This is a genomic window from Massilia sp. IC2-477, from assembly GCF_020707265.1.
In the GTDB taxonomy this organism is placed as follows: domain Bacteria; phylum Pseudomonadota; class Gammaproteobacteria; order Burkholderiales; family Burkholderiaceae_D; genus Telluria.
On sequence record NZ_JAJFEQ010000004.1, the window covers coordinates 168,213 to 191,714 of the forward strand.

The 23,502-nt window shown below is 64.9% G+C and carries 22 protein-coding genes; 1 reads left to right on the forward strand and 21 read right to left on the reverse strand.

Annotated features, from left to right (window positions below; translation table 11 throughout):
- Positions 1-221: 221 nt before the first annotated feature.
- The 16 genes from LK542_RS09560 to ndk form a co-directional block, all read right to left on the reverse strand.
- Positions 222-761 (reverse strand): phosphoribosyltransferase, encoded by a 540-nt coding sequence (locus LK542_RS09560; RefSeq protein WP_227798995.1) that lies wholly within the window; start codon positions 759-761, stop codon positions 222-224.
- Positions 762-785: 24 nt separating this feature from the next.
- A complete protein-coding gene (locus LK542_RS09565) occupies positions 786-2,102 on the reverse strand; it encodes an adenylosuccinate synthase (RefSeq protein ID WP_227811726.1) in 1,317 nt (438 codons plus the stop codon).
- Positions 2,103-2,105: 3 nt separating this feature from the next.
- Positions 2,106-3,260, reverse strand: coding sequence for an ATP phosphoribosyltransferase regulatory subunit (locus LK542_RS09570; RefSeq protein ID WP_227798997.1), 1,155 nt, complete (start codon positions 3,258-3,260; stop codon positions 2,106-2,108).
- A 283-nt stretch (positions 3,261-3,543) separates the two neighbouring features.
- Positions 3,544-4,416: a protease modulator HflC gene (gene hflC, locus LK542_RS09575; protein ID WP_227811727.1), complete on the reverse strand. Its 873-nt coding sequence runs from the start codon at positions 4,414-4,416 to the stop codon at positions 3,544-3,546.
- Entirely contained in the window at positions 4,416-5,711 is a 1,296-nt protein-coding gene (gene hflK / locus LK542_RS09580; protein WP_227811728.1) for an FtsH protease activity modulator HflK, read from the reverse strand. Before hflK ends, hflC begins: the two co-directional genes overlap by 1 nt.
- A 3-nt stretch (positions 5,712-5,714) precedes the next feature.
- Positions 5,715-6,887, reverse strand: coding sequence for a GTPase HflX (hflX, locus tag LK542_RS09585; protein ID WP_227811965.1), 1,173 nt, complete (start codon positions 6,885-6,887; stop codon positions 5,715-5,717).
- A 32-nt stretch (positions 6,888-6,919) separates the two neighbouring features.
- Positions 6,920-7,156 (reverse strand): RNA chaperone Hfq, encoded by a 237-nt coding sequence (gene hfq / locus LK542_RS09590; RefSeq protein ID WP_026354376.1) that lies wholly within the window; start codon positions 7,154-7,156, stop codon positions 6,920-6,922.
- Between the two features lie 154 nt (positions 7,157-7,310).
- Complete coding sequence (gene der / locus LK542_RS09595) at positions 7,311-8,654, reverse strand: ribosome biogenesis GTPase Der (protein ID WP_227811729.1); 1,344 nt, start codon at positions 8,652-8,654, stop codon at positions 7,311-7,313.
- Positions 8,655-8,663: 9 nt separating this feature from the next.
- Positions 8,664-9,836 (reverse strand): outer membrane protein assembly factor BamB, encoded by a 1,173-nt coding sequence (gene bamB / locus LK542_RS09600; RefSeq protein ID WP_227811730.1) that lies wholly within the window; start codon positions 9,834-9,836, stop codon positions 8,664-8,666.
- A gap of 74 nt (positions 9,837-9,910) precedes the next feature.
- On the reverse strand, positions 9,911-10,576 hold the full coding sequence (locus LK542_RS09605; protein WP_227811731.1) for a tetratricopeptide repeat protein: 666 nt from the start codon (positions 10,574-10,576) through the stop codon (positions 9,911-9,913).
- Positions 10,577-10,624: 48 nt separating this feature from the next.
- A complete protein-coding gene (hisS, locus tag LK542_RS09610) occupies positions 10,625-11,980 on the reverse strand; it encodes a histidine--tRNA ligase (protein ID WP_227811732.1) in 1,356 nt (451 codons plus the stop codon).
- Between the two features lie 107 nt (positions 11,981-12,087).
- Entirely contained in the window at positions 12,088-13,368 is a 1,281-nt protein-coding gene (gene ispG / locus LK542_RS09615) for a flavodoxin-dependent (E)-4-hydroxy-3-methylbut-2-enyl-diphosphate synthase (protein ID WP_307728958.1), read from the reverse strand.
- 15 nt (positions 13,369-13,383) lie between these two features.
- Entirely contained in the window at positions 13,384-14,403 is a 1,020-nt protein-coding gene (locus LK542_RS09620) for a helix-turn-helix domain-containing protein (RefSeq protein WP_227811734.1), read from the reverse strand.
- 10 nt (positions 14,404-14,413) lie between these two features.
- Positions 14,414-15,211, reverse strand: coding sequence for a type IV pilus biogenesis/stability protein PilW (pilW, locus tag LK542_RS09625; RefSeq protein ID WP_227811735.1), 798 nt, complete (start codon positions 15,209-15,211; stop codon positions 14,414-14,416).
- Positions 15,211-16,380: a 23S rRNA (adenine(2503)-C(2))-methyltransferase RlmN gene (gene rlmN / locus LK542_RS09630; protein ID WP_227811736.1), complete on the reverse strand. Its 1,170-nt coding sequence runs from the start codon at positions 16,378-16,380 to the stop codon at positions 15,211-15,213. The genes pilW and rlmN overlap by 1 nt, the downstream gene beginning before the upstream one ends.
- Before the next feature lie 127 nt (positions 16,381-16,507).
- Positions 16,508-16,933 carry a nucleoside-diphosphate kinase gene (ndk, locus tag LK542_RS09635; RefSeq protein ID WP_027867147.1) on the reverse strand — a complete coding sequence of 142 codons (426 nt, stop codon included), beginning with the start codon at positions 16,931-16,933 and terminating at the stop codon, positions 16,508-16,510.
- Between the two features lie 242 nt (positions 16,934-17,175).
- On the opposite strand from ndk, the gene LK542_RS09640 reads away from it, so the two are divergent.
- Positions 17,176-17,871, forward strand: a complete 696-nt coding sequence (locus tag LK542_RS09640; RefSeq protein WP_227799008.1) for a Bax inhibitor-1/YccA family protein — start codon at positions 17,176-17,178, stop codon at positions 17,869-17,871.
- A 196-nt stretch (positions 17,872-18,067) separates the two neighbouring features.
- Here the strand turns inward: LK542_RS09640 and rlmD are convergent, their stop codons facing one another.
- The 5 genes from rlmD to surE form a co-directional block, all read right to left on the reverse strand.
- Positions 18,068-19,453, reverse strand: a complete 1,386-nt coding sequence (rlmD, locus tag LK542_RS09645) for a 23S rRNA (uracil(1939)-C(5))-methyltransferase RlmD (protein ID WP_227811737.1) — start codon at positions 19,451-19,453, stop codon at positions 18,068-18,070.
- A 228-nt stretch (positions 19,454-19,681) separates the two neighbouring features.
- Positions 19,682-20,674, reverse strand: coding sequence for an RNA polymerase sigma factor RpoS (gene rpoS / locus LK542_RS09650; protein ID WP_227811738.1), 993 nt, complete (start codon positions 20,672-20,674; stop codon positions 19,682-19,684).
- 6 nt (positions 20,675-20,680) lie between these two features.
- Positions 20,681-21,619 (reverse strand): peptidoglycan DD-metalloendopeptidase family protein, encoded by a 939-nt coding sequence (locus LK542_RS09655; RefSeq protein WP_227811739.1) that lies wholly within the window; start codon positions 21,617-21,619, stop codon positions 20,681-20,683.
- A 195-nt stretch (positions 21,620-21,814) separates the two neighbouring features.
- The gene (locus tag LK542_RS09660) at positions 21,815-22,702 is read right to left on the reverse strand and encodes a protein-L-isoaspartate(D-aspartate) O-methyltransferase (protein WP_227799012.1); all 888 of its coding nucleotides are present in this window, start codon (positions 22,700-22,702) and stop codon (positions 21,815-21,817) included.
- The gene (gene surE / locus LK542_RS09665; protein WP_227811740.1) at positions 22,699-23,433 is read right to left on the reverse strand and encodes a 5'/3'-nucleotidase SurE; all 735 of its coding nucleotides are present in this window, start codon (positions 23,431-23,433) and stop codon (positions 22,699-22,701) included. Before surE ends, LK542_RS09660 begins: the two co-directional genes overlap by 4 nt.
- Positions 23,434-23,502: the final 69 nt, after the last annotated feature.

A 23,502-nucleotide genomic window follows, 5' to 3' on the forward strand; every position in this document is an offset into this window, starting at 1 on the left:
GGCAAAACCAGGGAAACTACAAAAGCACCTTTCTGCAACCAGCCATTACGATGGAGGGACTTTATCGAGGCCTTCCCGCACCGCCCTGACCCTTGGCCACGACCCAAGCTGCATCGCGCGCCGCGGACACTTCTTCACAAGAGAAGCCGGAAAACAGAACGGGCAGGAAAGGCTGATCGCCCTTCCTGCCCGTTTTCATTGCCCGGTTCAACCGGCAAGGATTACTTCTCGAACTTCTTCATCCACGCCGCCAGCTGGTGCGGACGCAGGCCGTCGTAGTCTTCGAACGGCTGGTGGATCCACGGATTGTGCGGCAGGTCTTCCAGGTGGTAGTCCGGCTTGAAGGCCGAGGTACCTTTCACCCAGATGACGGCCGAACGCACTTCGGTGACGTCCGGGTAGTTGGTCTGCAGGTGCTCGCGCACCTTCTGCAGGGTCACGCCGGAGTCGGCCAGGTCATCGACCAGCAGGATGCGGCCGGCCAGCGGGCCCTTGGTCATCGTCATGTACTTGGCGATGTCCAGGTTGCCCTGCTTGGTGCCGGCTTCTTCGCGGTAAGAGCTGGTCGACAGGATCGCCAGCGGCACGTCGAAGATGCGCGAGATCACGTCGCCCGGACGCACGCCGCCGCGCGCCAGGCATAGGACCATGTCGAACTTCCAGTTCGATTCATACACTTGCAGCGCGAGGCGCTCGACCAGGCGGTTGTACTCGTCCCACGAAACCCAGAGGTCCTTGTCGGTCGATGCAGGGGTGTTCATTTCAGGCTATTCCTATTTTTATAATTAAGCTGCGAACGGATGGCGCAGCACAATGGTTTCTTCGCGGTCCGGACCAGTCGACACCATGTCGATCGGCACGCCCACCAGTTCTTCGATGCGCTTGATGTAGGCGCGGGCATTCGCCGGCAGCTCTTCCATCGACTTGGCGCCGACGGTCGACTCGGTCCAGCCCGGCATTTCTTCGTAGACCGGCTCGCACAGCGCGGCTTCTTCGGCGCCGACCGGGAAGATGTCCACGTTACGGCCGTCGATCTTGTAGCCGGTGCACAGCTTCAGCGACTCGATGCCGTCCAGCACGTCCAGCTTGGTCAGGCACATGCCCGACACGCCGTTGATCTGCACCGAGCGGCGCAGCAGCGCGGCGTCGAACCAGCCGCAGCGGCGGGCACGGCCGGTCACGGTGCCGAACTCGTGGCCCACGCGCGACAGGTGTTCGCCCACGCCGGCGTCGGTCGGCAGTTCGGCCGGGAACGGGCCCGAACCCACGCGGGTCGTGTAGGCCTTGGTGATGCCGAGGATGTAGTGCAGCATGCCCGGGCCGACGCCGGCGCCGGCGGCCGCGTTACCGGCCACGCAGTTCGACGAGGTGACGAACGGGTAGGTGCCGTGATCGACGTCGAGCAGCGAACCTTGCGCGCCTTCGAACAGCAGGCTGCCGCCGGCCTTGTGGGCGGCGTACAGCTGCGACGAGACATCGCCCACCATCGGACGCAGACGCGGCACCAGGGCCATCGCGTCGTCGTAGGTCTGCTGGAAGTCGATCGGATCGGCGCCCAGGTAGTTGACCAGCACGTGGTTGTGGTACTCGAGGTTTTCCTTGAGCTTCTCGGCGAAGCGCTCTTCGTTGAGCAGGTCGGCGATGCGGATCGCACGGCGCGCCACCTTGTCTTCGTAGGCCGGGCCGATGCCCTTGCCGGTGGTGCCGATCTTGTTCTCGCCGCGCTTGGCTTCGCGCGCCTTGTCGATGGCGACGTGGTAAGGCAGGATGACCGGGCAGGCTTCCGAGATCTTCAGGCGCGACACGACTTCGATGCCGGCGGCCTGCAGCTTGTCGATCTCGCGCATGACGTCCGGGACCGAGACCACGACGCCGTTGCCGATGTAGCAGGCCACGCCTTCGCGCATGATGCCCGACGGGATCAGCTGCAGCGCGGTCTTCTGGCCCTTGATCACCAGGGTGTGACCGGCGTTATGGCCGCCCTGGAAACGGACGACGCCGGCCGCATGGTCGGTCAGCCAGTCGACGATCTTACCCTTGCCTTCATCGCCCCACTGGGTGCCGATGACAACGACGTTCTTTGCCACGTTAGTATTTGACATCACTTAACCTAAGTTTTTGAGAATCCAATTTCCGTTTTCGAGGACGAGCACGCGGTCGCACTCGAACTCGTCCTGAACATTGTCGTGACCCGGCATGGACTGGATCACGACTTCGCCTGCCTTGCGCAGGTCAGCGATTTTTTCCTTCAGCTCGGGGGCATTGCCCCAGGGCGCGCGGATGGAATGCTTGCGCTCGGCCGTCGGCAGCAGCCGCGCCAGTTCGCGCAGGTCGAGCGAGAAGCCGGTGGCGGGACGCGCGCGTCCGAAGGCTTCGCCCACGTGGTCGTAGCGCCCGCCCCTGGCAACCGCGTTCGGCAGGCCCGGCACGTAGAGGGCGAACATGGCGCCGCTTTCGTACTGGTAGCCGCGCAGGTCGGCCAGGTCGATCGCCACGTCGGCGCGCCCGATGGCGCCGGCGGCCAGCGCCGCCAGTTCGGCCAGCGCGCGGGTGATGCCCGGCAGCGCCGGCAGTTCTTCCCTGGCGCGCTTGAGCACGTCGACGTCGCCGTACAGGTGCGGCAGCGCCAGCAGGGCCCGGCGGGTGCTCGGGGCGTAGTGTTGGGTGAATTCGTCGAGGCCCGGCGCATCCTTGGCGCGCAGCAGGCCGATGAGCTGTGCTTCGTCGCGGCGCGCGGCCGGGTCTTCGGCCAGCACGGCGCGCAGGATGCCGACGTGGCACAGGTCGAGGCGGACGGAATCAAAACCGGCCAGCGCCAGCGAGCACAGCGCCAGTTCCTGGATCTCGGCATCGGCTTCCAGGCCGGCGTGGCCATAGATCTCGCAACCGATCTGGATCGGCTCGCGGGTGGCGTGCAGACCCGACGGACGGGTATGCAGCACGCTGCCGGCGTAGCACAGGCGGGTGACGGTGTCGCGGTTGAGCAGGTGGGCGTCGATGCGCGCCACCTGGGTAGTCATGTCGGCGCGCAGGCCGAGCAGGCGGCCGGACAGCTGGTCGACCACCTTGAAGGTGCGCAGTTCGGTGTCCTGCCCTGCCCCCGCCAGCAGCGACTCGACGTACTCGAGCAGCGGCGGCATCACCAGTTCGTAGCCGTACAGGCGGAAGGTATCGAGCATCTTGCGGCGCAGATCCTCGATCTTGCGCGCCTCGGACGGCAAGACATCGGCGATATTCTCAGGCAGGAGCCAGTTCGGCATGGGCAGACAGCTAACGGGTTGTTTTCAAGAGCAATGTTCGGGGCACGGGCGTGCCGGCGCACGGTGCGAGCGCCGAATCGGCAATTTTACCCGAAAATGGGGAGGCGTAGGACGGGGATGTTGATTTGACAGCGCTGGCGGGTTGCCAGAGTGCCATTGTGCAACGCTTGTATAGACTGAAAACGTAGGGTGGGCGGGTCTCCCGCCCACGCGGTCAAACAGTGCATAAGCCGCGTGACCGCGTGGGCGGAGAATCCGCCCACCCTACGAGAAACCGAGGGGCTTACTTCCCGCCCGGCTGCTTGAAGTACTTGAAGAACTCCGAATTCGGATCCACCACCATCACGTCCCCACGGTTCTTGAAGGTCGCGCGGTAGGCTTCCAGCGAACGGTAGAACTTGGCGAATTCCGGATTCTTGCCGAACGAGTCCGCATAGATCGCGGTCGCCTTGGCGTCGCCGTCACCCTTGATCTTCTCGGCGTCGCGGAAGGCTTCGGCGATGATCACGGTGCGCTGGCGGTCGGCGTCGGCGCGGATCTGTTCGGATTCGGCGGCGCCGGTCGAACGCAGTTCGTTGGCCACGCGCACGCGCTCGGCCTTCATGCGTTCGTACACCGAGTTGTTGATCTGCTCGATGTAGTCGACGCGCTTGAGGCGCACATCCACCACGCCGACACCGATCTCCTTGGCTTCGGCGATGACCTTTTCCTTCACCGCTTCCATCACGCGGCCGCGCTCGCCCGAGATCACTTCGCGCACGGTGCGCTTGGTGATTTCGTCGTTCAGGGCCGCCTTGACGATCTGCGACATGCGGTCGCGCGCGCGGTTCTCGTCGCCGCTGAAGCTGACGAAGTACAGGCGCGGGTCGACGATGCGCCACTTGACGAAGGCATCCACCAGGATGTTCTTCTTCTCGGCCGTGATGAAACGGTCGGCGTCGGGCGTGTCGAGCGTCAGGATGCGCTTGTCCAGGTAGATCACGTTCTGGAACGGCGGCGGCAGCTTGAAGTGCAGGCCCGGTTCGGTGATGACGTCACGCACCTGACCCAGGGCGAAGACGATGGCGAAGCGGCGCTGGTCCACCACGAACACGGTCGAGGACAGCAGCATCAGGGCAATGAAGCCCGCCACAAATAAAGTTACGAGGCGGTTCATTAACGGCTCTCCCGATCACGTGAGGAATCGCGGCTTCGGCTGTCGCGCTGGCGCACCGAATCCATGGCTTGCATGACGTCCTGCGGCGCACCCGACTGCGGTACGGCCGGGACCTGCTGCGGGCCGGAACGGCTGCCGACGGCTTCGTTGCCGGCGCCCTGCTGCAGCAGCTTGTCGAGCGGCAGGTAGATCATCGGGTTGCCGGCGCGCGAATCGACCATCACCTTGCTGGTGTTGGAGAAGATCTGCTGCATGGTGTCGATGTACATGCGATCGCGGGTGACGGCCGGGGCCTTGGAATAGGCAGCCACCACCTGGTCGAAGCGGGAGGCGTTACCGGTCGCGTTCTCGACCACCATCGAGCGGTAGGCTTCGGCGTCCTGCATCAGGCGGAAGGCCTGGCCGCGCGCCTGCGGGATCACCTGGTTGGCGTAGGCTTCGCCTTCGTTGCGGGCACGGGCACGGTCCTGGCCGGCCTTGACGGCGTCATCAAACGCTTCCTGCACCTGCTCCGGCGGCTGCACCGCCTGCATGGTCACGTTGGTGATCAGGGCGCCGAGCGCGTAGCGGTCGACGATCTTCTGCATCATCTGGTGCACGTCGACGGCCACCTTCTCGCGGCCCTCGTACAGGACGAAGTCCATCTTGCTGCGGCCGACCACTTCGCGGATCGCCGTTTCGGCGACCTGGCGCACGGTCTCGTCGTTCTCGCGGTTGTTGAACAGCCACTGGACCGGGTCCTTCAGCGTGTACTGCACCGCGAACTGGATGTCGATGATGTTTTCATCGTCGGTCAGCATCAGAGCTTCCTGCGGCTGCTTGTTGCGGACGTTGGCGCGGTAGCCGATCTCGGCGGTGCGGATCTGCGAGACGTTGACGGTCTCGTGGGCCTGGATCGGGTACGGCCAGCGCCAGTTGAAGCCGGCGCCGGTCTTGTGACTGAGCTTGCCGAAGGTGGTGACGACGCCAACCTGGCCTTCCTGCACGATGAAGGCGCCGCTCGCCAGCCAGATCAGGCCGACGATGACCGCCACCACGCCGGCGGTGACGCTGGCGCCGCGCATGTCGCCGCGGCCGGACGGACCGTTGCCGCCGTCGCCGCCGCCGTTGTTGCGGCCGCCGAACAGGCGGTTCAGGCGGGCATTGAAGTCGCGCCAGAGTTGATCGAGATCGGGCGGGCCTTCACCCGGCCGGCGGCCCTCCTGGGCCTTGTGGTCACCCTGGGGTTTATGGCCCCAGCGTGGGTCGTTGAGCGACAGTTTGATGCCGCAACGTTTTAGCAGAGAAACGAGCATAGGCTAGTGTGGCCCGAGATGGGAAGTTGTTGTGTTATTGTCCGCAGGATTGCCGAAGGAGCCGCCCACCGCCGGTTCCTCCCCATCCTGACTGCTTTCAGGTGCGCGCGCCGCCAGCGCCGACTCGACGATCGCGTCGCGCAGCAGGTCCAGCCCGGCCCCGCTGTGGGCGCTGATGAAAACGCGGCTGATCTTATCATACTCATCACGCTCGACCCCAGGCTCGAGCCCGGCGGCATCGATCTTGTTCCAGACCAGGATCTGGGGCACATGATCGGCGCCAATCTCGCGCAGGACGTCGTTGACCTGCTCGATCTGCTCCATGCGCACCGGCGAATTGCCGTCGACCACGTGCAGCAGCAGGTCGGCGTGGATGGTTTCTTCCAGCGTGGCGCGGAAGGCCGCCACCAGCTGGTGCGGCAGTTCGCGCACGAAGCCGACGGTGTCGGAAATGACCACCGAACCCACCTCGTCGCCCAGATAGAGGCGGCGGCTGGTGGTGTCGAGCGTTGCGAACAGCTGGTTCGCGACGTACACGCCGGCCTTGGTGAGGGTGTTGAACAGGGTCGACTTGCCGGCGTTGGTATAGCCGACCAGCGACACCGAGAATGTCTGGTTGCGACCGCGCTGGCGGCGCTGGGTCTCGTGCTGCTTGCGCAGCTTGGTAAGGCGGATGCGCAGCTGCTTGACGCGCTCGCCGATCAGGCGGCGGTCGGTCTCGAGCTGGGTTTCACCCGGACCGCGCAGGCCGATACCACCCTTCTGGCGTTCCAGGTGGGTCCAGCCGCGGATCAGGCGCGTGGCCAGGTGCTGCAGCTGGGCCAGCTCCACCTGCAGCTTGCCCTCGTGGCTCTGGGCGCGCTGGGCGAAGATGTCGAGGATCAGGCTGGTACGGTCGACCACGCGCACTTCCAGCCGGCGCTCGAGATTGCGCTGCTGGGCCGGCGATAGGGCGTGGTTGAAAATGACGATGTCGATCCCTTCAGCCTTGCAGGCCATCTTGATTTCGTCGGCCTTGCCGCTGCCGACGAAGTGGGCGGGATCGGGACTGCTGCGCTTGGCCGTGATCGTGGTGATCGGTTCGGCGCCGGCGGAGCGCGCAAGCAGCGACAACTCTTCCAGGCTGGCGTTGAAATCGCCAGCACCAAAATCGATGCCGACCAGCGCTGCGCGCATGGTGGTGTTGCCGGGGGCGTCAGCCATCGGCCTTACTCGGCTTCGGAGTCGAGGTTAAGGTTGACGGCACGAGCCGGGACGACGGTGGAAATGGCATGCTTGTAGACCATCTGGGTCACGGTATTACGAAGCAGGACGACGTACTGGTCGAAGGATTCGATATGGCCCTGGAGTTTGATGCCATTGACCAGGTAGATGGAGACGGGGACGTGCTCCTTGCGCAATGCGTTCAGGAATGGGTCTTGTAACAGTTGCCCTTTGTTGCTCATAACAGCTCCGTAATGTTGTTGTAGTTCAGTGGGTGTAGATGCGAGTTTGAGGCTATTTGCCTTTTTTCAAGTGCCCGGGCCACATTCCGCGGTGGCGAATGACAGCCCTAAGCTACTGTAACCTGTTTCGCCACTTTTTGTCGTACTGCTAAGCCTAATTCTGCTCCTTGGCAAAAGGATTCTTGCCGGATTTGAATTCGATACGCACCGGGGTGCCGACCAGGTTGAAGGTATCGCGGAAATGCTTTTCCAGATAGCGCTTGTACGGGTCGCTGACGGCTTCCAGCGCATTGCCGTGGATAACGATAATGGGCGGATTCTGCCCGCCCTGGTGGGCGTAGCGCATCTTCGGACGCACGCTGCCCTTGCGCTTCGGCTCCTGCTTCTCGATCGCTTCCTGGAGGGCCCGCGTCAGGCGCGGGGTCGACAGGTTCGAGGTCGCGGCCGCGTAGGCCGAATCCACCGACTTCATCAGCTGGCTGATGCCGGTGCCCTTCAGCGCCGACACAAAATGGGTCTTGGCGAAGGACAGGAAATCGAGCTTGCGATCGAGGTCTGTCTTGACCTGGTCGCGCTGGTCCGACTGCAGGCCGTCCCACTTGTTGACGGCCACCACCAGCGCCCTGCCCGACTCCAGGATGAAGCCGGCAATGTGGGCGTCTTGTTCGGAAATGTCTTGCTGGGCGTCAAGCAGCAGCACGACCACGTTGGCATCCGAGATCGACTGCATCGTCTTGACCACCGAGAACTTCTCGATGGCCTCGAAGATCTTGCCGCGGCGGCGGATACCGGCGGTGTCGATCAGGGTGTACTTCTTGCCGTCGCGTTCGAACGGGACTTCGATCGAATCGCGGGTGGTGCCAGGCATGTCGAAGGCAATCACGCGCTGCTCGCCGACCAGGGTGTTGATCATGGTCGATTTGCCGACGTTCGGGCGGCCCACGATGGCGATCTTGATGCCATGGTCGGGATGCTCCAGTTCTTCCTCGTTCTCGGCGCGGTTTTCAAACGCGAAATCGAGCGCCTCGATCACGAGGTCGTGCACGCCGTCGCCATGGGCGGCGGAAATGACGTAGGGGTCACCCATGCCGAGCTCGTAGAAGTCGGCCGTGACCGAGGTGTACTTCATGCCCTCGGACTTGTTGACCACGAGCATGACCTTACGGTTCTGCTTGCGCAGGTAATCGGTGATGGTCTTGTCGTGCGGGGTCAGGCCCTGGCGGCCGTCGACGATGAACACGACGACGTCGGCCTCGGCCACCGCCTGGCGCGTCTGCAGCGCCATCTCGTGCATGATGCCCTCTTTGGCGACCGGTTCGAAACCGCCGGTGTCGATGACCAGGAACGGCCGTTCGCCGATCCGGCCTTCGCCATAGTGGCGGTCGCGGGTCAGGCCAGGGAGGTCGGCCACCAGCGCGTCCCGCGAACGGGTGAGGCGGTTGAAAAGGGTCGACTTCCCGACGTTCGGGCGACCAACGAGTGCGATTACCGGCTTCATGTAATTATTTTATTCGACCGCGATGGCGGCCACAGTTCCATTTTGTGTTTGAAAAATCAGGTGCGATCCAGCCACCAGCGGGGTGCCCACGATCGGGCTGCCGTCGGTGGCGGCGCGCGCCAGGAAGGCGCCGTCTTCGCGCGACAGGAAGTGGACATAGCCCTGGTAGTCGCCCACCGCCACGGCGCGGCCGTAGGAGACAGGGGTCGACAGGCGGCGGAAGGCCAGCTTGTCGTTCTTCCAGGCGTTCGAGCCGGTGTCGCGGTTGAAGGCGTACAGGGCGCCCTTGTCGTCCGGCACAAAGACGAAGCGCTGGTCGACGGCGACGCCGACTTCCGACGACAGGTCGCGCGTCCACTTGGCCGAACCGGCGGCGGCGTCGAAGCATGCCACGCGGCCCTGGTAGGAGACGGCGCAGACGTCGCCCTCGAACAGCACCGGGGCGCCGCCGATGTCGGTCACGCGCTCGAGTTCGGTGGCGCCGCGCGCCACGCCCACTTCCACGTCCCAGCGCGGGGCGCCGGTGGCGAGGATGAAGGACGACAGGCGGCCGGCCGGCTGGGCGATGACAACGTCGGTGTTATTGATGATCATGCCCGGCGCGGTGCGCAGGGTCAGGGCCGGCGAACTGCGCTGCACGGTCCATTTCTTTTCGCCGGTCTTGGCGTCCAGGCCGACGATGCGGTTGTCCAGGCTGCGCGCGACGACGACGCCCTGCCCGACCACCGGCGAGGACAGGAGCTCGCTCGACAGCTGGGTGCTCCACAGCTTCTTGCCGTCCATGTCGAAGGCCAGCACGGTGCCCTTGGCGCCGCCGACCACGATCAGGTTGCCGTCGGTACCGACGCCGCTCGAGAGCTGGCTGCCGGCCTTGGTGCGCCACAGCAGCTTGCCGCTCTCGGCCTCGACGCGGGCGATGTCGCCATCGCTGGCGGCCACGACCACGGTATTGCCGGCCAGCGCCGGCGAGAACTGGTAAGACCCGGCCTTGCCGATGTCCAGCTTCCAGGCGGTACGCACGGCCATCGTGCCCTTCAGCTCGACGAGCGGCGCCGGCTGGTCGGTCTTCGACTTCGACGAGAACGGGTTCAGTGAGCTGAGCGAAGAAAGCTGCGGAATGCTCGAGCAGCCCGTCATCAGGGCCAGTACGCCAACACCAACAAGTTTGCTGCTAATACGCATGTTCTTTTACCTTTTAGAGGACGCAAGGCCCGCGTCCGCCCGACAGGCGCACGCGGGCCAGTCAATCTTGGATCTTACGCGTTCGCTTTCGCGTCTTTTGCCTCGGCCGGCACGGTACCGCCGATCGCTTCAAGCTTCACCTGGACCAGCTGGCGGCCCGGATTTTCCTTGTGCATCGCGGCCAGCGCGGCGACGTAGGCCTGGCGCGCCTCGGCCAGCTTGTTCTGCGCCACCAGCACGTCGCCCTTGCGGTCGGACACTTCGGCCGAGAACTGGGCCGGATAGGTATCGTTCAGCAGCTTGAGGGCGGCGTCGTAGGACTTCTCGTCCAGCAGCACGCCGGCCAGGCGCAGCCTGGCGATGGCCTTGTACTCGTCGTTGCCGTGGTCCGCCGCCCACTGCAGCTGGGTCTTGGCGGTCTTCAGGTCATTCGCCTCGAAGGCGGTCTTGGCCGCGCCCAGCGCAGCCATCTGCGCGTAGGTGGTGCCCGCATACTTGTTCTGGATGTCGCCGGCGATGCGCTGGGTCTTGGCGTTGTCGTTGGCGGCGAGCGCCGCCTGCAGCTCGTCGTACAGGGCCGAAGCCTCGACGGTCTGGTTGCGCTTGTGGGTATTCCAGAAGTTGTAGCCCGCGTAGGAAAGCAGCGCGACGATCAGCACGCCCATGATGATGTTGCCGAATCGGGCCCAGAAGGCCTTGAAGTTCGCTATCTGTTCCTGTTCTTCGAGGTCGTATGCCATGTTCTACTCTGTTGTTATCGTGAGGGTGGATCGGTGCTACGGGAAATCTTAGTGGCGGTGATGGCCGTGCTCGTTGCAGTTCTCGTCATCGCAGTCGTGCTCGCCGCCGCCGACGATCTGGTCGACCACATAGTCGACCACTTGTTCGAAGGCGACCTTGGCCTGCTGCTGCTCACCGGCCTCGCCGCGCATGGCTTTCACCACGGCTTCGCCGGACGCGATCTCGTCCTCGCCGATGATCACGGCGAAGGAGGCGCCGCTGCCGTCGGCCTTCTTCATCTGGCTCTTGAAGCTGCCCGCGCCTGCCGGCGTTGCGCAATGTAACACAACATCCAGGCCGGCATCCCGCAGGCGCTCGCCCAGGATGAAGGATTGCAGCTGCGCTTCTTCGCCCTGGTGCACGAGGTAGACGTCGCACTGGCTCGGCGCCTGGGTTTCGCCCAGGCCCTTCATCAGCTCGATGATGCGTTCCATGCCCATTGCAAAGCCGACTGCCGGGGTCGGCTTGCCGCCGAACTGCTCGATCAGCGGATCATAACGGCCGCCGGCGCAGATGGTGCCCTGCGAGCCCAGCTCGTCGGTGACCCATTCGAACACGGTGCGGTTGTAGTAGTCCAGGCCGCGCACCAGGCGCGGGTTGATGGTGTACTGCACCGCATTGCGGTCGAGGATGTTCTTCAGGCCGTTCAGGTGTGCCAGCGACTCTTCGCCGAGGTAATCCAGCAGCTTCGGCGCGCCATTGACCATCTCCTGCATGGCCGGGTTCTTGGTGTCCAGGATGCGCAGCGGGTTGCTGTGCAGGCGGCGCTTGGCCTCGGCGTCGAGGATGTCCTCGTGCTTCTCCAGGTAGGCGATCAGGTCGGCGCGGTGGCGCAGGCGCTCATCGGCGTTGCCGATCGAGTTCAGCTCGAGGCGCACGTTCTGCAGGCCGAGGTCGTCCCACAGGCGGCGGCACAGCATGATCAGCTCGGCGTCGATGTCCGGGCCCGAGAAGCCCACGGCCTCCGCGCCGAACTGGAAGAACTGGCGGTAGCGGCCGCGCTGCGGACGCTCGTGGCGGAACATCGGGCCCTTGTACCACAGGCGCTTGGGGCCGTCGTACACGAGGTTGTGCTCGATGACCGCGCGCACGGCGCCGGCGGTGCCTTCCGGACGCAGGGTCAGCTGGTCGCCGTTCATCGAGTCTTCGAAGGAGTACATCTCCTTCTCGACGATGTCGGTGACGGCGCCGATGGCGCGCGCGAACAGCGAGGTGTCCTCGACGATCGGGGTGACGATCTTCTGGTAGCCGTAGCTCTTGAGGATGGTCTCGGCGGTGTTCTCGAACAGCTCCCACATCGGTGCGTCTTGCGGGAGGATGTCGTTCATGCCTTTGACGGCGACGATTTTTTCTGGTTTGGACATATTGTTAGCTCGTTTCTTCGTAGGGTGGGCAGGTCTCCTGCCCACGCGGTCGGTCAGTATTTGAGCCGCTTGACCGCGTGGGCGGGAAACCCGCCCACCCTACGGATTTATTCTGTCACTGCCTCTTGGCGGCTGTAGTTCTTCTGCACGTAGTTCAACACGATCGTCTTGAACTCATCCACGATCCGCTCGCCGCGCAGCGTGGCGACCTTCTGCCCGTCGACGAACACCGGCGCCGCCGGCGATTCGCCCGTACCCGGCAGGCTGATGCCGATGTTCGCGTGCTTCGATTCACCCGGACCGTTCACGATGCAGCCCATCACGGCCACGTTCATCGCTTCCACGCCCGGATAGGTCTTTTTCCACTCCGGCATCTGCTCGCGCAGGAAGGTCTGGATGTTGTCCGCCAGTTCCTGGAACACGGTCGAGGTGGTACGGCCGCAGCCCGGGCAGGCGATCACCATCGGGGTGAACTTGCGCAGGCCCATGGTCTGCAGGATCTCCTGGCCGACCACGACTTCTTTGGTACGGTCGCCACCCGGTTCCGGGGTGAGCGAGATACGGATGGTGTCGCCGATGCCTTCCTGCAGCAGCACCGACAGCGCCGCGGTCGAGGCGACGATGCCCTTGCTGCCCATGCCGGCTTCGGTCAGGCCCAGGTGCAGCGGGTAGTCGCAGCGGCGCGCCAGTTCGCGGTAGACCGCGATCAGGTCCTGCACGCCCGACACCTTGCAGCTCAGGATGATCTTGTCGCGCGCCAGGCCGACTTCTTCGGCGCGCACGGCATTCTCGATCGCCGAGGTGATCAAGGCTTCGTACATCACGGCCTGCGCGCTCCACGGGGTAGCGCGGGCGGCATTCTCGTCCATGATGCGCGCCAGCAGCGCCTGGTCGAGCGAGCCCCAGTTGACGCCGATGCGCACCGGCTTGTCGTACTTCGCCGCGATCTCGATCATCTGGGCGAACTGGGTGTCGCGCTTGGCGCCCTGCCCCACGTTGCCCGGGTTGATGCGGTACTTCGACAGCGCCTGCGCGCATTCCGGGTAGTCGCGCAGCAGCAGGTGGCCGTTGTAGTGGAAGTCGCCCACCAGCGGGGTATCGATTTCCATGCGGTCGAGCTGTTCGCGGATCGCCGGCACCGCGGCCGCGGCGGCCGGGGTGTCGACGGTGATGCGCACGATTTCGGAACCGGCGCGCGCCAGTTCCTTCACCTGGATCGCGGTGCCGATCGCGTCGGCCGTGTCGGTATTGGTCATCGACTGCACCACCACCGGCGCGTCGCCGCCGACCCACACGGTGCGCTGGCCGTGCGACACCGCTACCTTGCGGCTGCTGCGGCGCGCCAGCGGGCCCGATGGAATCGGTTCGCCGAGACAGGCTTGGTTCATGTTCTGTTCCATTGCTTACTTCAAGGAGACTTGCGCGAATTTCTTGCCCGGCGCCTGCTCGAGGCTGACGGCGGCGCCACGCAGGGTCGCCGTCACGGCGCCCGGATTACCGACGGTCAGCACGCCCGGTGCGGTGACGTCGAAGGTTTCGGTCGAGCCGGCCTTGACCTCGCGCCACAACAGGCGCTTGCCGCCGACGACCACGCCGATCCAGGCGTCTTCACGCACGTTCAGCAACAGCGCGTTCCCACCTGCCGGCGCTGCTGGAGCAACAGCCGGCGCAGCCGTGACCGGTGCGGCCAGGGTAGCGGCCGGTGCCGCCGGGGTCGTCGCCGCAGGCGTGGTGGCCGGCGTTGCCGGCGCGACGCCAGGCGTCACCGCTGGCGCGACGCCCGGCGCAGTGGTCGGCGCGGCGGCGGGCGCAGTCGTGCCCTCGCCTGCCGGCGCCGGCACCGAGATCAGCGGCACCGACGGGTTCTGCAGGGTGTCGTTGGCAGCGGGTGCGGCGCCGTTCGGCGCGCTTGGCGCGACCACCGGCGATTCGAGCACCTCGCCCTCGGTCGTGCCCTGCTGCTGGCCGCCCGGGATCAGGCCGAAATGCCACAGTGCGAAACCGGCGGCGACCACCGCCACGGCGCCCGCGATCAGGCCGACCGGCACCTTGTTGCGCTTGCCGCCGATCGGGAAGCGGCTCTGCGAGAACGAGGCCGGACGCTGTTCGCGGCGCGGGATCGATGCGGTCGCGCCGGCCTGGGCTTCCGGCGGCATGTTCATCTCGATCTTGGCCACCAGCGGGGCGGCATCGATCTTCAGGAGCTTGGCGTAGGCGCGCACGAAGCCGCGCGTCACGGCCGGGCTCGGCAACGAAGCGTAGTCGCCGGCTTCCAGCGCCACTACCTGGCGCGGCGCCAGCTTCAGCTGGTCGGCCACCTGCTCCACGCTCCAGCCCATCGCTTCGCGCTGGGACTGCAGGGTCTGGCCGGGAAGGCCGGCGTCGTTGCCCGGCGTCGCCGGCTGGTCTGCATGCTCGTTCATGGGTTCAGTCTCACTCATCAAAGGCGCCGCGCTCGAAAGCCGCGTACTCCGGCGAACCGGGGAAACGCCGCCGCAGCTGGGCTGCCAGGCTGGCTTCGTTGCTCCGGTTGCCCGTCTTGCGCTGCACTCGCAAGGCCAGCCAGAGCGCGTCCGCCGGCAGCGTGTCGAGTTTCGAAGTCTCGATCAGGCGGTTAATGAAAAAACCGGCGCGCTGGTAGTCGCGCCGCTCGTAGTAGATCCGTGCCAGGCCGGCATTCGTGGCCTGCAGGTCGGGGTTGTAACGCACGGCCTCGAGCAGGTAGCGCTCGCCGGCCTGCCAATTCTTGTTGCGGATCGCGCACACGCCGGCATTCACCAGCGCGCTCACGGGCGTCTGGTAAGTGGGGTTGCGCAACGCCGCGTCGAAATACGGCATCGCCTGCGCCGGCTTGTTCAGCGCGGTACACAGGAAGGAGCCATAGTTGTTCGACAAATCGGGACTGCCCGGCTTGAGGCGCAGGGCGGTCTGGTAGTTCTCGTCGGCCAGCTGCAGCTGGCCCATGGCGGTGTAGATCAGCGCGCGCAGGCCGTAGGCTTCGGCGTTGCCGGCGTCGATTGCGATCGTTTGCTTGACCTCGTCCAAAGCGGTTTCGTACTGGCCGTTCTGGTAGTAGCCGACTGCCAGCTGCAGGCGGATCGAGGCGCGCTTTTCCGCCGCCGTCACGTCGGACGCGGTCTTCAGTTCGCCGCTGCCGCTGCCATGGCTGGCGCAGCCGGCCACCAGGGCCAGCGCGAACAGGAAGGCTGCACGAGCGGCGGCGCTGCCCATCAGGAAGGAATCTCCACGATGCGTCCGAAGTCGGCGCCGAATTTCTTCTGGTACTCGGCCATCTTCTCCATGCGCTGGGCGACGCGGGTGCGGTCCTGCACCTCGCCGGCCAGCTGGCCGCAGGCGGCGTCGATGTCGTCGCCGCGCGTCTTGCGCACGGTGGTGACGATGCCGGCGTCCATCAGCACCTGGGCAAAGGCCTTGATGCGCGGGTTCTTCGAACGGGTCAGGCCCGATTCCGGGAACGGGTTGAACGGGATCAGGTTGAACTTGCAGTTCACGCCGACCACCGGGTCGTTCACCAGCGCGATCAGCTCGCGTGCGTGCTCGTCGCTGTCGTTGAAGCCGTCGAGCATGCAGTATTCGAAGGTAATGAAATCGCGTGGGGCGAATTCCAGGTAGCGCTTGCACGCGGCCAGCAGTTCGCGCAGCGGGTATTTCTTGTTCAGCGGGACCAGGATGTCGCGCAGGGCGTCGTTCGACGCGTGCAGCGACACGGCCAGTGCCACCGGCACGTCCTGGGACAGCTTGTCGATGTTCGGGACCACGCCCGAGGTCGACAGGGTCACGCGCCGGCGCGACAGGCCGTAGGCGTTATCGTCCAGCATCATCTTGAGCGCCGTGACGGTCGGCTCGTAGTTGAGCAGCGGCTCGCCCATGCCCATCATGACCACGTTGGTGATCTGGCGCTCGCCCTTCGGGCCCGGGTCGATGCCTTTGGTACGGCGCAGCTCGAACTCGGCCATCCACAGCTGGCCGATGATCTCGGCCACGGTGAGGTTGCGGTTGAAGCCCTGCTTGCCGGTCGAGCAGAAGCGGCAGTTGACGGCGCAGCCGGCCTGGGTCGAGATGCACAGCGTGCCGCGGTTTTCTTCCGGGATGAACACGGTTTCCACGGCGTTGCCATTGCCGACGTCGACCAGCCACTTGCGGGTGCCGTCCGTCGAGGTATGGTCGCTGATGATGCCCGGCGCACGGACTTCGGCGCGGGTCTTGAGTTTTTCGCGCAGCGACTTGGCCAGGTCGGTCATGTCGTCGAAGCTCGACGCACCGAACTGGTGGATCCAGCGTTGGAGCTGCTTGGCGCGGAACGGTTTCTCACCCAGCTCGGCGCAGTACGCAACGAGTTGCGCGGGATCGAAGTCCAGCAGGTTGGTGAGAGTCGTCATAACAAATTCCTTTATTTCCTGAAACCACTCGCGCCGGCCTTGGGCCGCGGGCGAGTGGTTTACTCTTTAAATTAGTCCGGGGGAGAAATCAACCGGGGCGCGCCCGGACTTGCGCTCCCCCTACTAATTAACGCGAGTAGACGTTCAGTGCCGGGAAGAAGTAGGCGATTTCCACAGCAGCAGTTTCAGCAGCGTCCGAACCGTGGACGGCGTTGGCGTCGATCGAATCGGCGAAGTCGGCGCGGATGGTGCCGGCTTCAGCTTTCTTCGGATCGGTGGCGCCCATCAGGTCGCGGTTCTTCAGGATCGCGCCTTCGCCTTCGAGCACCTGGATCATGACCGGACCCGAGATCATGAAGTTGACCAGATCCTTGAAGAACGGACGTGCAGCGTGCACGGCGTAGAAGCCTTCGGCTTCGGCTTGCGACAGCTGGGTCATGCGGGCAGCGACGACCTTCAGGCCTGCACCTTCGAAGCGGCTATAGATTTGGCCGATCACGTTTTTTGCAACTGCGTCCGGTTTGATGATCGACAGGGTGCGTTCGATTGCCATGTAAAACTCCAATAAAAAGAAAGGTTTAATTCAAGAACTTCGTGAGCTTCTTGCAACTGATTTTTGAACTCAATCAACCTTTAATTTTACCATACATCCCTCATATAACCGATATTGCGGCACTGGCAAGCAAAGTGGTAGAGTTGCAGAGCAAAATCGTCCCGATTTCAGCTTTGCTTAAGGCACCAATAAGTCTGTCATCGTAAGTTGTCAGTGACGCTCATCCACCAACCGGAGGCACCATGTTCCCTAATTCGCAACCCCGCAGCACCATTGACCTGACCAAGGCCGGACGGGGCCAGGTCGCACGCAACAACGTCCTGCGCAACACCTACTGGCTGCTGGCGCTGTCGATGATTCCGACCGTGCTGGGCGCCTTCATCGGCGTCAGCCTGCAGCTGCCGATGCTCAGCGGCTTCATGGGCTTCATCATCTTCATGGCCATCGCGTTCGGCTTCATGTACGCGATCGAGAAGACCAAGCACTCGGCACTCGGCATTGCCTTCCTGCTCGGCTTCACCTTCTTCATGGGCCTGATGCTGACCCCGCTGCTGCGCCACACCCTCGGCTACAGCAACGGCGGCACCCTGATCATGACCGCCTTCGGCGGCACCGCCTGCGTGTTCGCCGTGATGGCCAGCATCGCCACCACGACCAAGCGCGATTTCTCGGGCATGGGCAGCTGGCTGTTCGCCGGCGTCATCGTGCTCCTGCTGGCAGTCGTGGCCAACATCTTCCTGCAGATGTCCGCCCTGACCATCGTGATCTCGATGCTGGCCATCGGTATCTTCTCGGCCTTCATCCTGTACGACGTGCAGCGCATCGTCAACGGCGGCGAGACCAACTACATCAGCGCCACCCTGGCGATCTACCTGGACGTGTACAACGTCTTCACCAGCCTGCTGCGCCTGCTGGGCATCGTGGGCGGCGACGACTAAATCGTCCTTGCTTCAATGACAAAGCCGACCTGCGGGTCGGCTTTTTTATTTGCTGCGGTCGGTCGCTCCGGGCTGTAGGGTGGGCGGGTTCCCCGCCCACGCGGACAAATCACGGCAATTCAGCCAATACAATCATTCACCCGGCAACTATCACCGCGTGGGCGGGAGACCCGCCCACCCTACGGTTACTTGTAAATTACGCCTCGGCCGGCACTTCGTATGCAGCAGCCGAAGCAGGCTTCTCGCCCAGCTCGAACACCGCAATCGACTCCACATGCGAGGTATGCGGGAACATGTTGCACACCCCCGCTTTTTTCAGCACATAGCCCGCCTTGTGCACCAGGATGCCGGCGTCGCGCGCCAGGGTCGACGGGCTGCAGGACACGTACACGATCCGCTGCGGCATCAGTTCCTCGTGCGTCTCGCGCAGGTCGGCCAGCGCCAGCGACAGGGCCATGGCGCCGTCGCGTGGCGGGTCGACCAGCATGCGATCAAAACGGCCCAGTGCGACCAGGTCTTCCTTCGTCACTTCGAACAGGTTGCGGGTCGAGAACGAGGTCTTGCTTGCCAGGCGATTGGCCTGGGCATTTTCCAGCGCGCGGGTGGTCAGCGCGGTGCTGCCTTCGATACCCACCACTTCGCGTGCCTGGGTCGCCAGCGGCAGCGTGAAGTTGCCCAGGCCGCAGAACAGGTCGGCCACGCGCTCGCCCGGTTGCACCTCGAGCAGGCGCAGCGCCTTGGCGACCAGCACGCGGTTGATCTGGTGGTTCACCTGGGTGAAGTCGGTCGGCTTGAAGGGCATCTTGATGCCGAATTCAGGCAACGTGTAGTACAGCTCCTTGCCCAGCGGGTAGTACGGGAAGGCGGTGTCCGGGCCCTTCGGTTGCAGCCACCACTGGATGTCCCACTTGTCGGCAAAGGCTTTCGCCAGCGTTTCGTCGGCCGGGGTCAAGGGAGCCATGATGCGCAGCACCAGCACGGTGACTTCTTCGCCGATGGCGACTTCGATCTGGGGCATCTGGTTGTAGATCGACAGCTGGCCGACGAATTCGCGCAGCGGCACGATCAGGCGGGCGACGTGGTCCGGCAGGATCTCGCAGTAGGTGATGTCCGCCACATACGAGGACGCGCGCTCGTGGAAGCCCACCAGCACCCCGCCCTTCTTGGCCACGTGGCGCACCGACAGGCGCGCGCGGTAGCGATAGTCCCAGGTCGGGCCGTACATCGGGCGCATGATGTTCTCGGACTTCACTTTACCGAGGTGCCACAGGTCGTCTTCCAGCACGCGCTGCTTCATCGCGACCTGGGCCGAAGGCTCCAGGTGCTGCATCGAGCAGCCGCCGCAGTAGCCGAAGTGCTGGCACTTCGGCTCCACGCGCATCGACGAGGCGCGCTGCAGCGTGACCATGCGGCCCGACTCCCAGTTCTTCTTCTTGCGCAGGGTTTCAAAGCTGACGCGCTCGCCCGGCAGCGCGCCTTCGACGAAGATCACCTTGCCCGGGCTGCCGTCTTCGTTCTCGAGATGGCCGACGCCGCGCGCATCTTTATCCAGGGATTTGATGTCGATGAAAGTTTCTTGCATGGTGGTAGACAAAAGGGAGTGGGCACAGGATCGACTGTGCGAGGAGTTCGCAAATAAAAAATGGGCGCATGCGGCCCGGCGCGCATGATAGCAAGGAAATGGGGTGGGCGCTACGGGAGGGTTTCATAGGGTGGGCGGATTTCCGCCCACGCGGTCGAATCACGGTGATGCGCCCGCTCGGCTATTCCGATTTCAACTATCACCGCGCGGTCGGCGAAGCCGACCACCCTACAAAAGCGAATCGCGCACCACCCCACGGGCCGCCATCGCCCTCTTCAGCTTCACCAGCGCCTCCTGCTGGATCTGCCGCACCCGCTCCCGCGTCACGCCCATCTCTTCGGCGAGCGTCTCCAGCGTAGCTGGATCGTCGTTGTCCAGCCCGAAGCGCCGCGTGACCACCTGGCGCTGCTTGTCGGGCAGGCGCGCCAGCCAGTCGCGTACCAGGGCGGTCATTTCGTGCTGCTCGGCGCGCAGGTCGGGGCTGGCTTCGCCGTCGTCGGGCAGCATGTCCATCAGGCTGGAGGCGGGGTCGTTGTCGAGGGGTGCGTCGAGCGAGGCGGCGTGTTCGGACAGCGCCAGGATATCCTGCACCTCTTCCACCGGCCGGCCGACCAGGCTGGCGATGTCTTCGCAGGACGCTTCCTTGCCGTCGTGCTTCTGGGCTTCGAGGTGGTACTTGGCGCGCAGGACCCCATTCAGCTCGCGCACCATGTGCACCGGGAGGCGCACGGTGCGCGCCTGGTTCATGATGGCGCGCTCGATGCTCTGCCGGATCCACCAGGTGGCATAGGTGGAAAAGCGGAATCCCCGCTCGGGCTCGAACTTGTCGATCGCCCGCATCAGGCCGATGTTGCCCTCTTCGATCAGGTCGAGCAGCACGACGCCGCGGTTGATGTAGTGCTTGGCGATCGAGACGACCAGACGCAGGTTATGCTCGATCATCTTCTGGCGCGCAGCGAAGTCGCCCGCCTTGGCGAGCGTGGCGACCTGGACTTCTTCGGGCGCGCTGAGCAGCGGCCGGGTGCCGATCTGGTTGAGGTAGTGCTGGGTGGTGTCGGTGGCAAGCTCGGCCTGCAAGACCTTGCGCAGCTCGTCCACCGAATCGACCTCCGGAGCGCGGAGGACGTCCTCGCCGTCGGCCGCAGCCGCGCCGCCGTTTTCCGGTTCGTCCGGAAACTCGTCTGTATCCTGCGGGTCCAGCGAGTGCGGCGGCTGCGTCATACGTCCTTATCGACCGGGCAGGAACCTCGACGGATCGACGGGTTTACCCTGTTGGCGGATCTCGAAATGTAGTTTCACCGAATCGGCATCCGAATCGCCCATTTCCGCAATCATCTGGCCCTTGGCCACGTTATCGCCTTCCTTGACGACGATCTTGCGGTTGTGCGCGTATGCCGACAGCAAGCTGTTGTTGTGCTTGACGATGACGAGGTTACCATAACCCCGGATACCGCTGCCAGCGTACATTACCTTGCCGGCGCCCGCAGCAACCACCTGCTGGCCCGGACGGCCGGCGATGTCGATGCCCTTGTTCCGTTCGTCGAAGGTGGCGACGACGCGGCCATCGGCCGGCCACATCCAGCTCAGCTTGTTGTCCTCGTCGTTGGCGGCAGCGGCGACTGCCGGCGCCGGCGCCGGGGCACTCGGCGCCGGAGCGGCAACCGGGGCCGGTGCGGCAGGACGTGGAGCATCCGGACGGACGCCTGCTTCCTGCGATGCGACATTCTCGTTGTACGGCTGCTTGTCGGCGCGCGGCGTGGTCTTGCGCGGCGGCGTGGCGGCTGGCGGCGGCATCGGGACCGGCTGGGTCTGCATGTTGGCGGTGCGCTCGCCGCGTTCCGGCGCCGCCACGCGCAGGGTCTGGCCGACCTTGATGTCGTCCGGATCGCGCAGGTTGTTCCAGGCGACCAGGTCGCGGTAGTTCTGGCCGTGGTCCAGTGCGATGCGCAGCAGGGTGTCGCCGCGGCGCACGGTGTACATGCCCTTCTCGTCCTTTTTCTCCGGTTCCTCGACGCGCGCGGCCGCGGTCGGGCGTGGCCGCTCGACCGTCGGCAGCGTGGTGCGCTCGACGACCGGCGCCTGGCGCGTCAGGGAGTTACAGCCGGCCAGCAGGCCAAGGGCAAGAGTAAGAAGTGCAAGACGGGGCAGATGGGGTGCTTGGTTCATTGTCTTTCTGTTTTCTATTCATGTTCTGTAGCGCACCACCCCGGCGCAGCAGGGGCGGAACACGCCGGACATCCCGGCCGGGGGCCGGCCATGCCAGTCGGACCAGGCTCTTCAACGCTGGTGGAACCTGTAGCGTTGACCCGGCAGGAGTGGTACCAGGCGGCCGCGCTGCGAATTTCGCCGCGAAGCGCTGTGTTAGACGGTACCGGGACGCAACGGCACGAAGTGGCATGCTTCCAGCGTTTCGCTGGCCCACTCGCTCTTGCCGGTGCGGGTAATGCGCTCGAGGCGCTGGACCTGGCCGCCAACCGGCGCGACCAGGTGCGCGCCGATGGCCAGTTGTTCGAGCAGGGCGCGCGGCACTTCGAGCCCCGCAGCTGCCAGGATGATGCCGTCGAAGGGTGCAACCTGCGGCAAGCCTAGCATACCATCGCCGTATTGCAAACGCAGGTTGGAAATCCTCAGCGGCCGCAAGTTGGTCTTGGCCAGCTCATGCAGCGGCTTGATGCGCTCGATCGAGTACACCTCGCGCGCGACAAACGACAGCACCGCGGCCTGGTAGCCGCAGCCGGTGCCGATCTCCAGCACCCGGCCCAGCTGCGCGCCGGGCGCGATCGAGGCGCGCATCGCTTCGATCATGCGCGCTACGATGTAGGGCTGTGAAATCGTCTGGTTGTGCCCGATCGGCAGCGAGGCGTCGATGTACGCCTGGGCCGACAGGGCCGGTTCGATGAACAGGTGGCGCGGCACCGCTTCCATCGCGCCCAGCACCACGCCATCCTTGACGCCCTGCTTCGCCACGCGCGCCACCATGGCGCGCCGCACTGCTTCGGATGCCATCAGCTCCGAGCGCTGGGCCACCGGGCTTGACGGCTGGTGGGCCTGGGCATAGCCGGGCGGGCGCGGCGACGGCGCCGGCGCGGCCGGCGCGAAGCTGGCGCGCGTGCCGGTGCTGGCGGCATTGCTGGCGTTGCGGGTAGCGGTCTGCGGCGTCGCCACCGGCGCCGGCGCACCCGGCTTGCGGTTCGCGCCGCCGGTCACCGAAGACAGCGGCAAGGGGAAGGTGCTGCGTTTGTCGCTCATATGATCCCCCGCAGCAGCTCCAGTTGCGCCTTGTGGGTCAGGTCGATCTGCAGCGGCGTGATCGACACCTTGCCCTGGGCGGTGGTGTGGAAATCGGTGCCCTCGCCCGCGTCGCGGCAGGCGCCCGGCGCGCCGATCCAGTAGATCTCGCGGCCGCGTGGATCTAGCGACCGGATCACCGGCTCGGCCTGGTGACGGCGCCCGAGGCGCGAAGGCGTCAGCGGCCCGATCTGCTCGTACGCCAGGTTCGGGATGTTCACATTCAGCAGGAACGGCAGGTCGAGCTTGTCGAAGCGGCGCTCGACGATGTCGCGTGCCACCTTCGCCGCAGCGTCGACGTGGGCCCAGCCCGCGTTCACCTGCGAGAAGGCGATGGCCGGGATGCCGAACAGGTAAGCCTCGGTGGCCGCCGCGACGGTGCCGGAATACAGGGTGTCGTCGCCCATGTTCTGGCCATTGTTGATGCCGGACACTACCAGGTCGGGCGGCGCGTCGCCCATCGCGGTCAGCGCGATGTGCACGCAGTCGGTCGGGGTGCCATTGACGAAATGGAAACCGTTTGCGGCTTTCTGGACCGTCAGCGGACGGTCGAGCGTCAACGAATTCGACGCGCCCGAGCGGTTGCTGTCGGGAGCGACCACCACGATGTCCGCGATCGCGGACAAGGCGTCGGCCAGCGCACTGATACCAGGCGCCAGGTAGCCATCGTCGTTACTGATAAGAATTCGCATGTCAGCGATTTTACCTGAAGCAACGCCCGGATCGCTCGTCGATGGCGGGATTTTTGTTTCCTGATGGCG

Excerpts from the sequence above, each read along its gene's own strand:
- LK542_RS09560 (WP_227798995.1), bottom strand. The coding sequence starts at position 761 with ATGAACACCCCTGCATCGACCGACAAGGACCTCTGGGTTTCGTGGGAC.
- LK542_RS09565 (WP_227811726.1), bottom strand. The coding sequence starts at position 2,102 with ATGTCAAATACTAACGTGGCAAAGAACGTCGTTGTCATCGGCACCCAG.
- LK542_RS09570 (WP_227798997.1), bottom strand. The coding sequence starts at position 3,260 with ATGCCGAACTGGCTCCTGCCTGAGAATATCGCCGATGTCTTGCCGTCC.
- hflC (WP_227811727.1), bottom strand. The coding sequence starts at position 4,416 with ATGAACCGCCTCGTAACTTTATTTGTGGCGGGCTTCATTGCCCTGATG.
- hflK (WP_227811728.1), bottom strand. The coding sequence starts at position 5,711 with ATGCTCGTTTCTCTGCTAAAACGTTGCGGCATCAAACTGTCGCTCAAC.
- hflX (WP_227811965.1), bottom strand. The coding sequence starts at position 6,887 with ATGCGCGCAGCGCTGGTCGGCATCGATTTTGGTGCTGGCGATTTCAAC.
- hfq (WP_026354376.1), bottom strand. The coding sequence starts at position 7,156 with ATGAGCAACAAAGGGCAACTGTTACAAGACCCATTCCTGAACGCATTG.
- der (WP_227811729.1), bottom strand. The coding sequence starts at position 8,654 with ATGAAGCCGGTAATCGCACTCGTTGGTCGCCCGAACGTCGGGAAGTCG.
- bamB (WP_227811730.1), bottom strand. The coding sequence starts at position 9,836 with ATGCGTATTAGCAGCAAACTTGTTGGTGTTGGCGTACTGGCCCTGATG.
- LK542_RS09605 (WP_227811731.1), bottom strand. The coding sequence starts at position 10,576 with ATGGCATACGACCTCGAAGAACAGGAACAGATAGCGAACTTCAAGGCC.
- hisS (WP_227811732.1), bottom strand. The coding sequence starts at position 11,980 with ATGTCCAAACCAGAAAAAATCGTCGCCGTCAAAGGCATGAACGACATC.
- ispG (WP_307728958.1), bottom strand. The coding sequence starts at position 13,368 with ATGAACCAAGCCTGTCTCGGCGAACCGATTCCATCGGGCCCGCTGGCG.
- LK542_RS09620 (WP_227811734.1), bottom strand. The coding sequence starts at position 14,403 with ATGAACGAGCATGCAGACCAGCCGGCGACGCCGGGCAACGACGCCGGC.
- pilW (WP_227811735.1), bottom strand. The coding sequence starts at position 15,211 with ATGGGCAGCGCCGCCGCTCGTGCAGCCTTCCTGTTCGCGCTGGCCCTG.
- rlmN (WP_227811736.1), bottom strand. The coding sequence starts at position 16,380 with ATGACGACTCTCACCAACCTGCTGGACTTCGATCCCGCGCAACTCGTT.
- ndk (WP_027867147.1), bottom strand. The coding sequence starts at position 16,933 with ATGGCAATCGAACGCACCCTGTCGATCATCAAACCGGACGCAGTTGCA.
- LK542_RS09640 (WP_227799008.1), top strand. The coding sequence starts at position 17,176 with ATGTTCCCTAATTCGCAACCCCGCAGCACCATTGACCTGACCAAGGCC.
- rlmD (WP_227811737.1), bottom strand. The coding sequence starts at position 19,453 with ATGCAAGAAACTTTCATCGACATCAAATCCCTGGATAAAGATGCGCGC.
- rpoS (WP_227811738.1), bottom strand. The coding sequence starts at position 20,674 with ATGACGCAGCCGCCGCACTCGCTGGACCCGCAGGATACAGACGAGTTT.
- LK542_RS09655 (WP_227811739.1), bottom strand. The coding sequence starts at position 21,619 with ATGAACCAAGCACCCCATCTGCCCCGTCTTGCACTTCTTACTCTTGCC.
- LK542_RS09660 (WP_227799012.1), bottom strand. The coding sequence starts at position 22,702 with ATGAGCGACAAACGCAGCACCTTCCCCTTGCCGCTGTCTTCGGTGACC.
- surE (WP_227811740.1), bottom strand. The coding sequence starts at position 23,433 with ATGCGAATTCTTATCAGTAACGACGATGGCTACCTGGCGCCTGGTATC.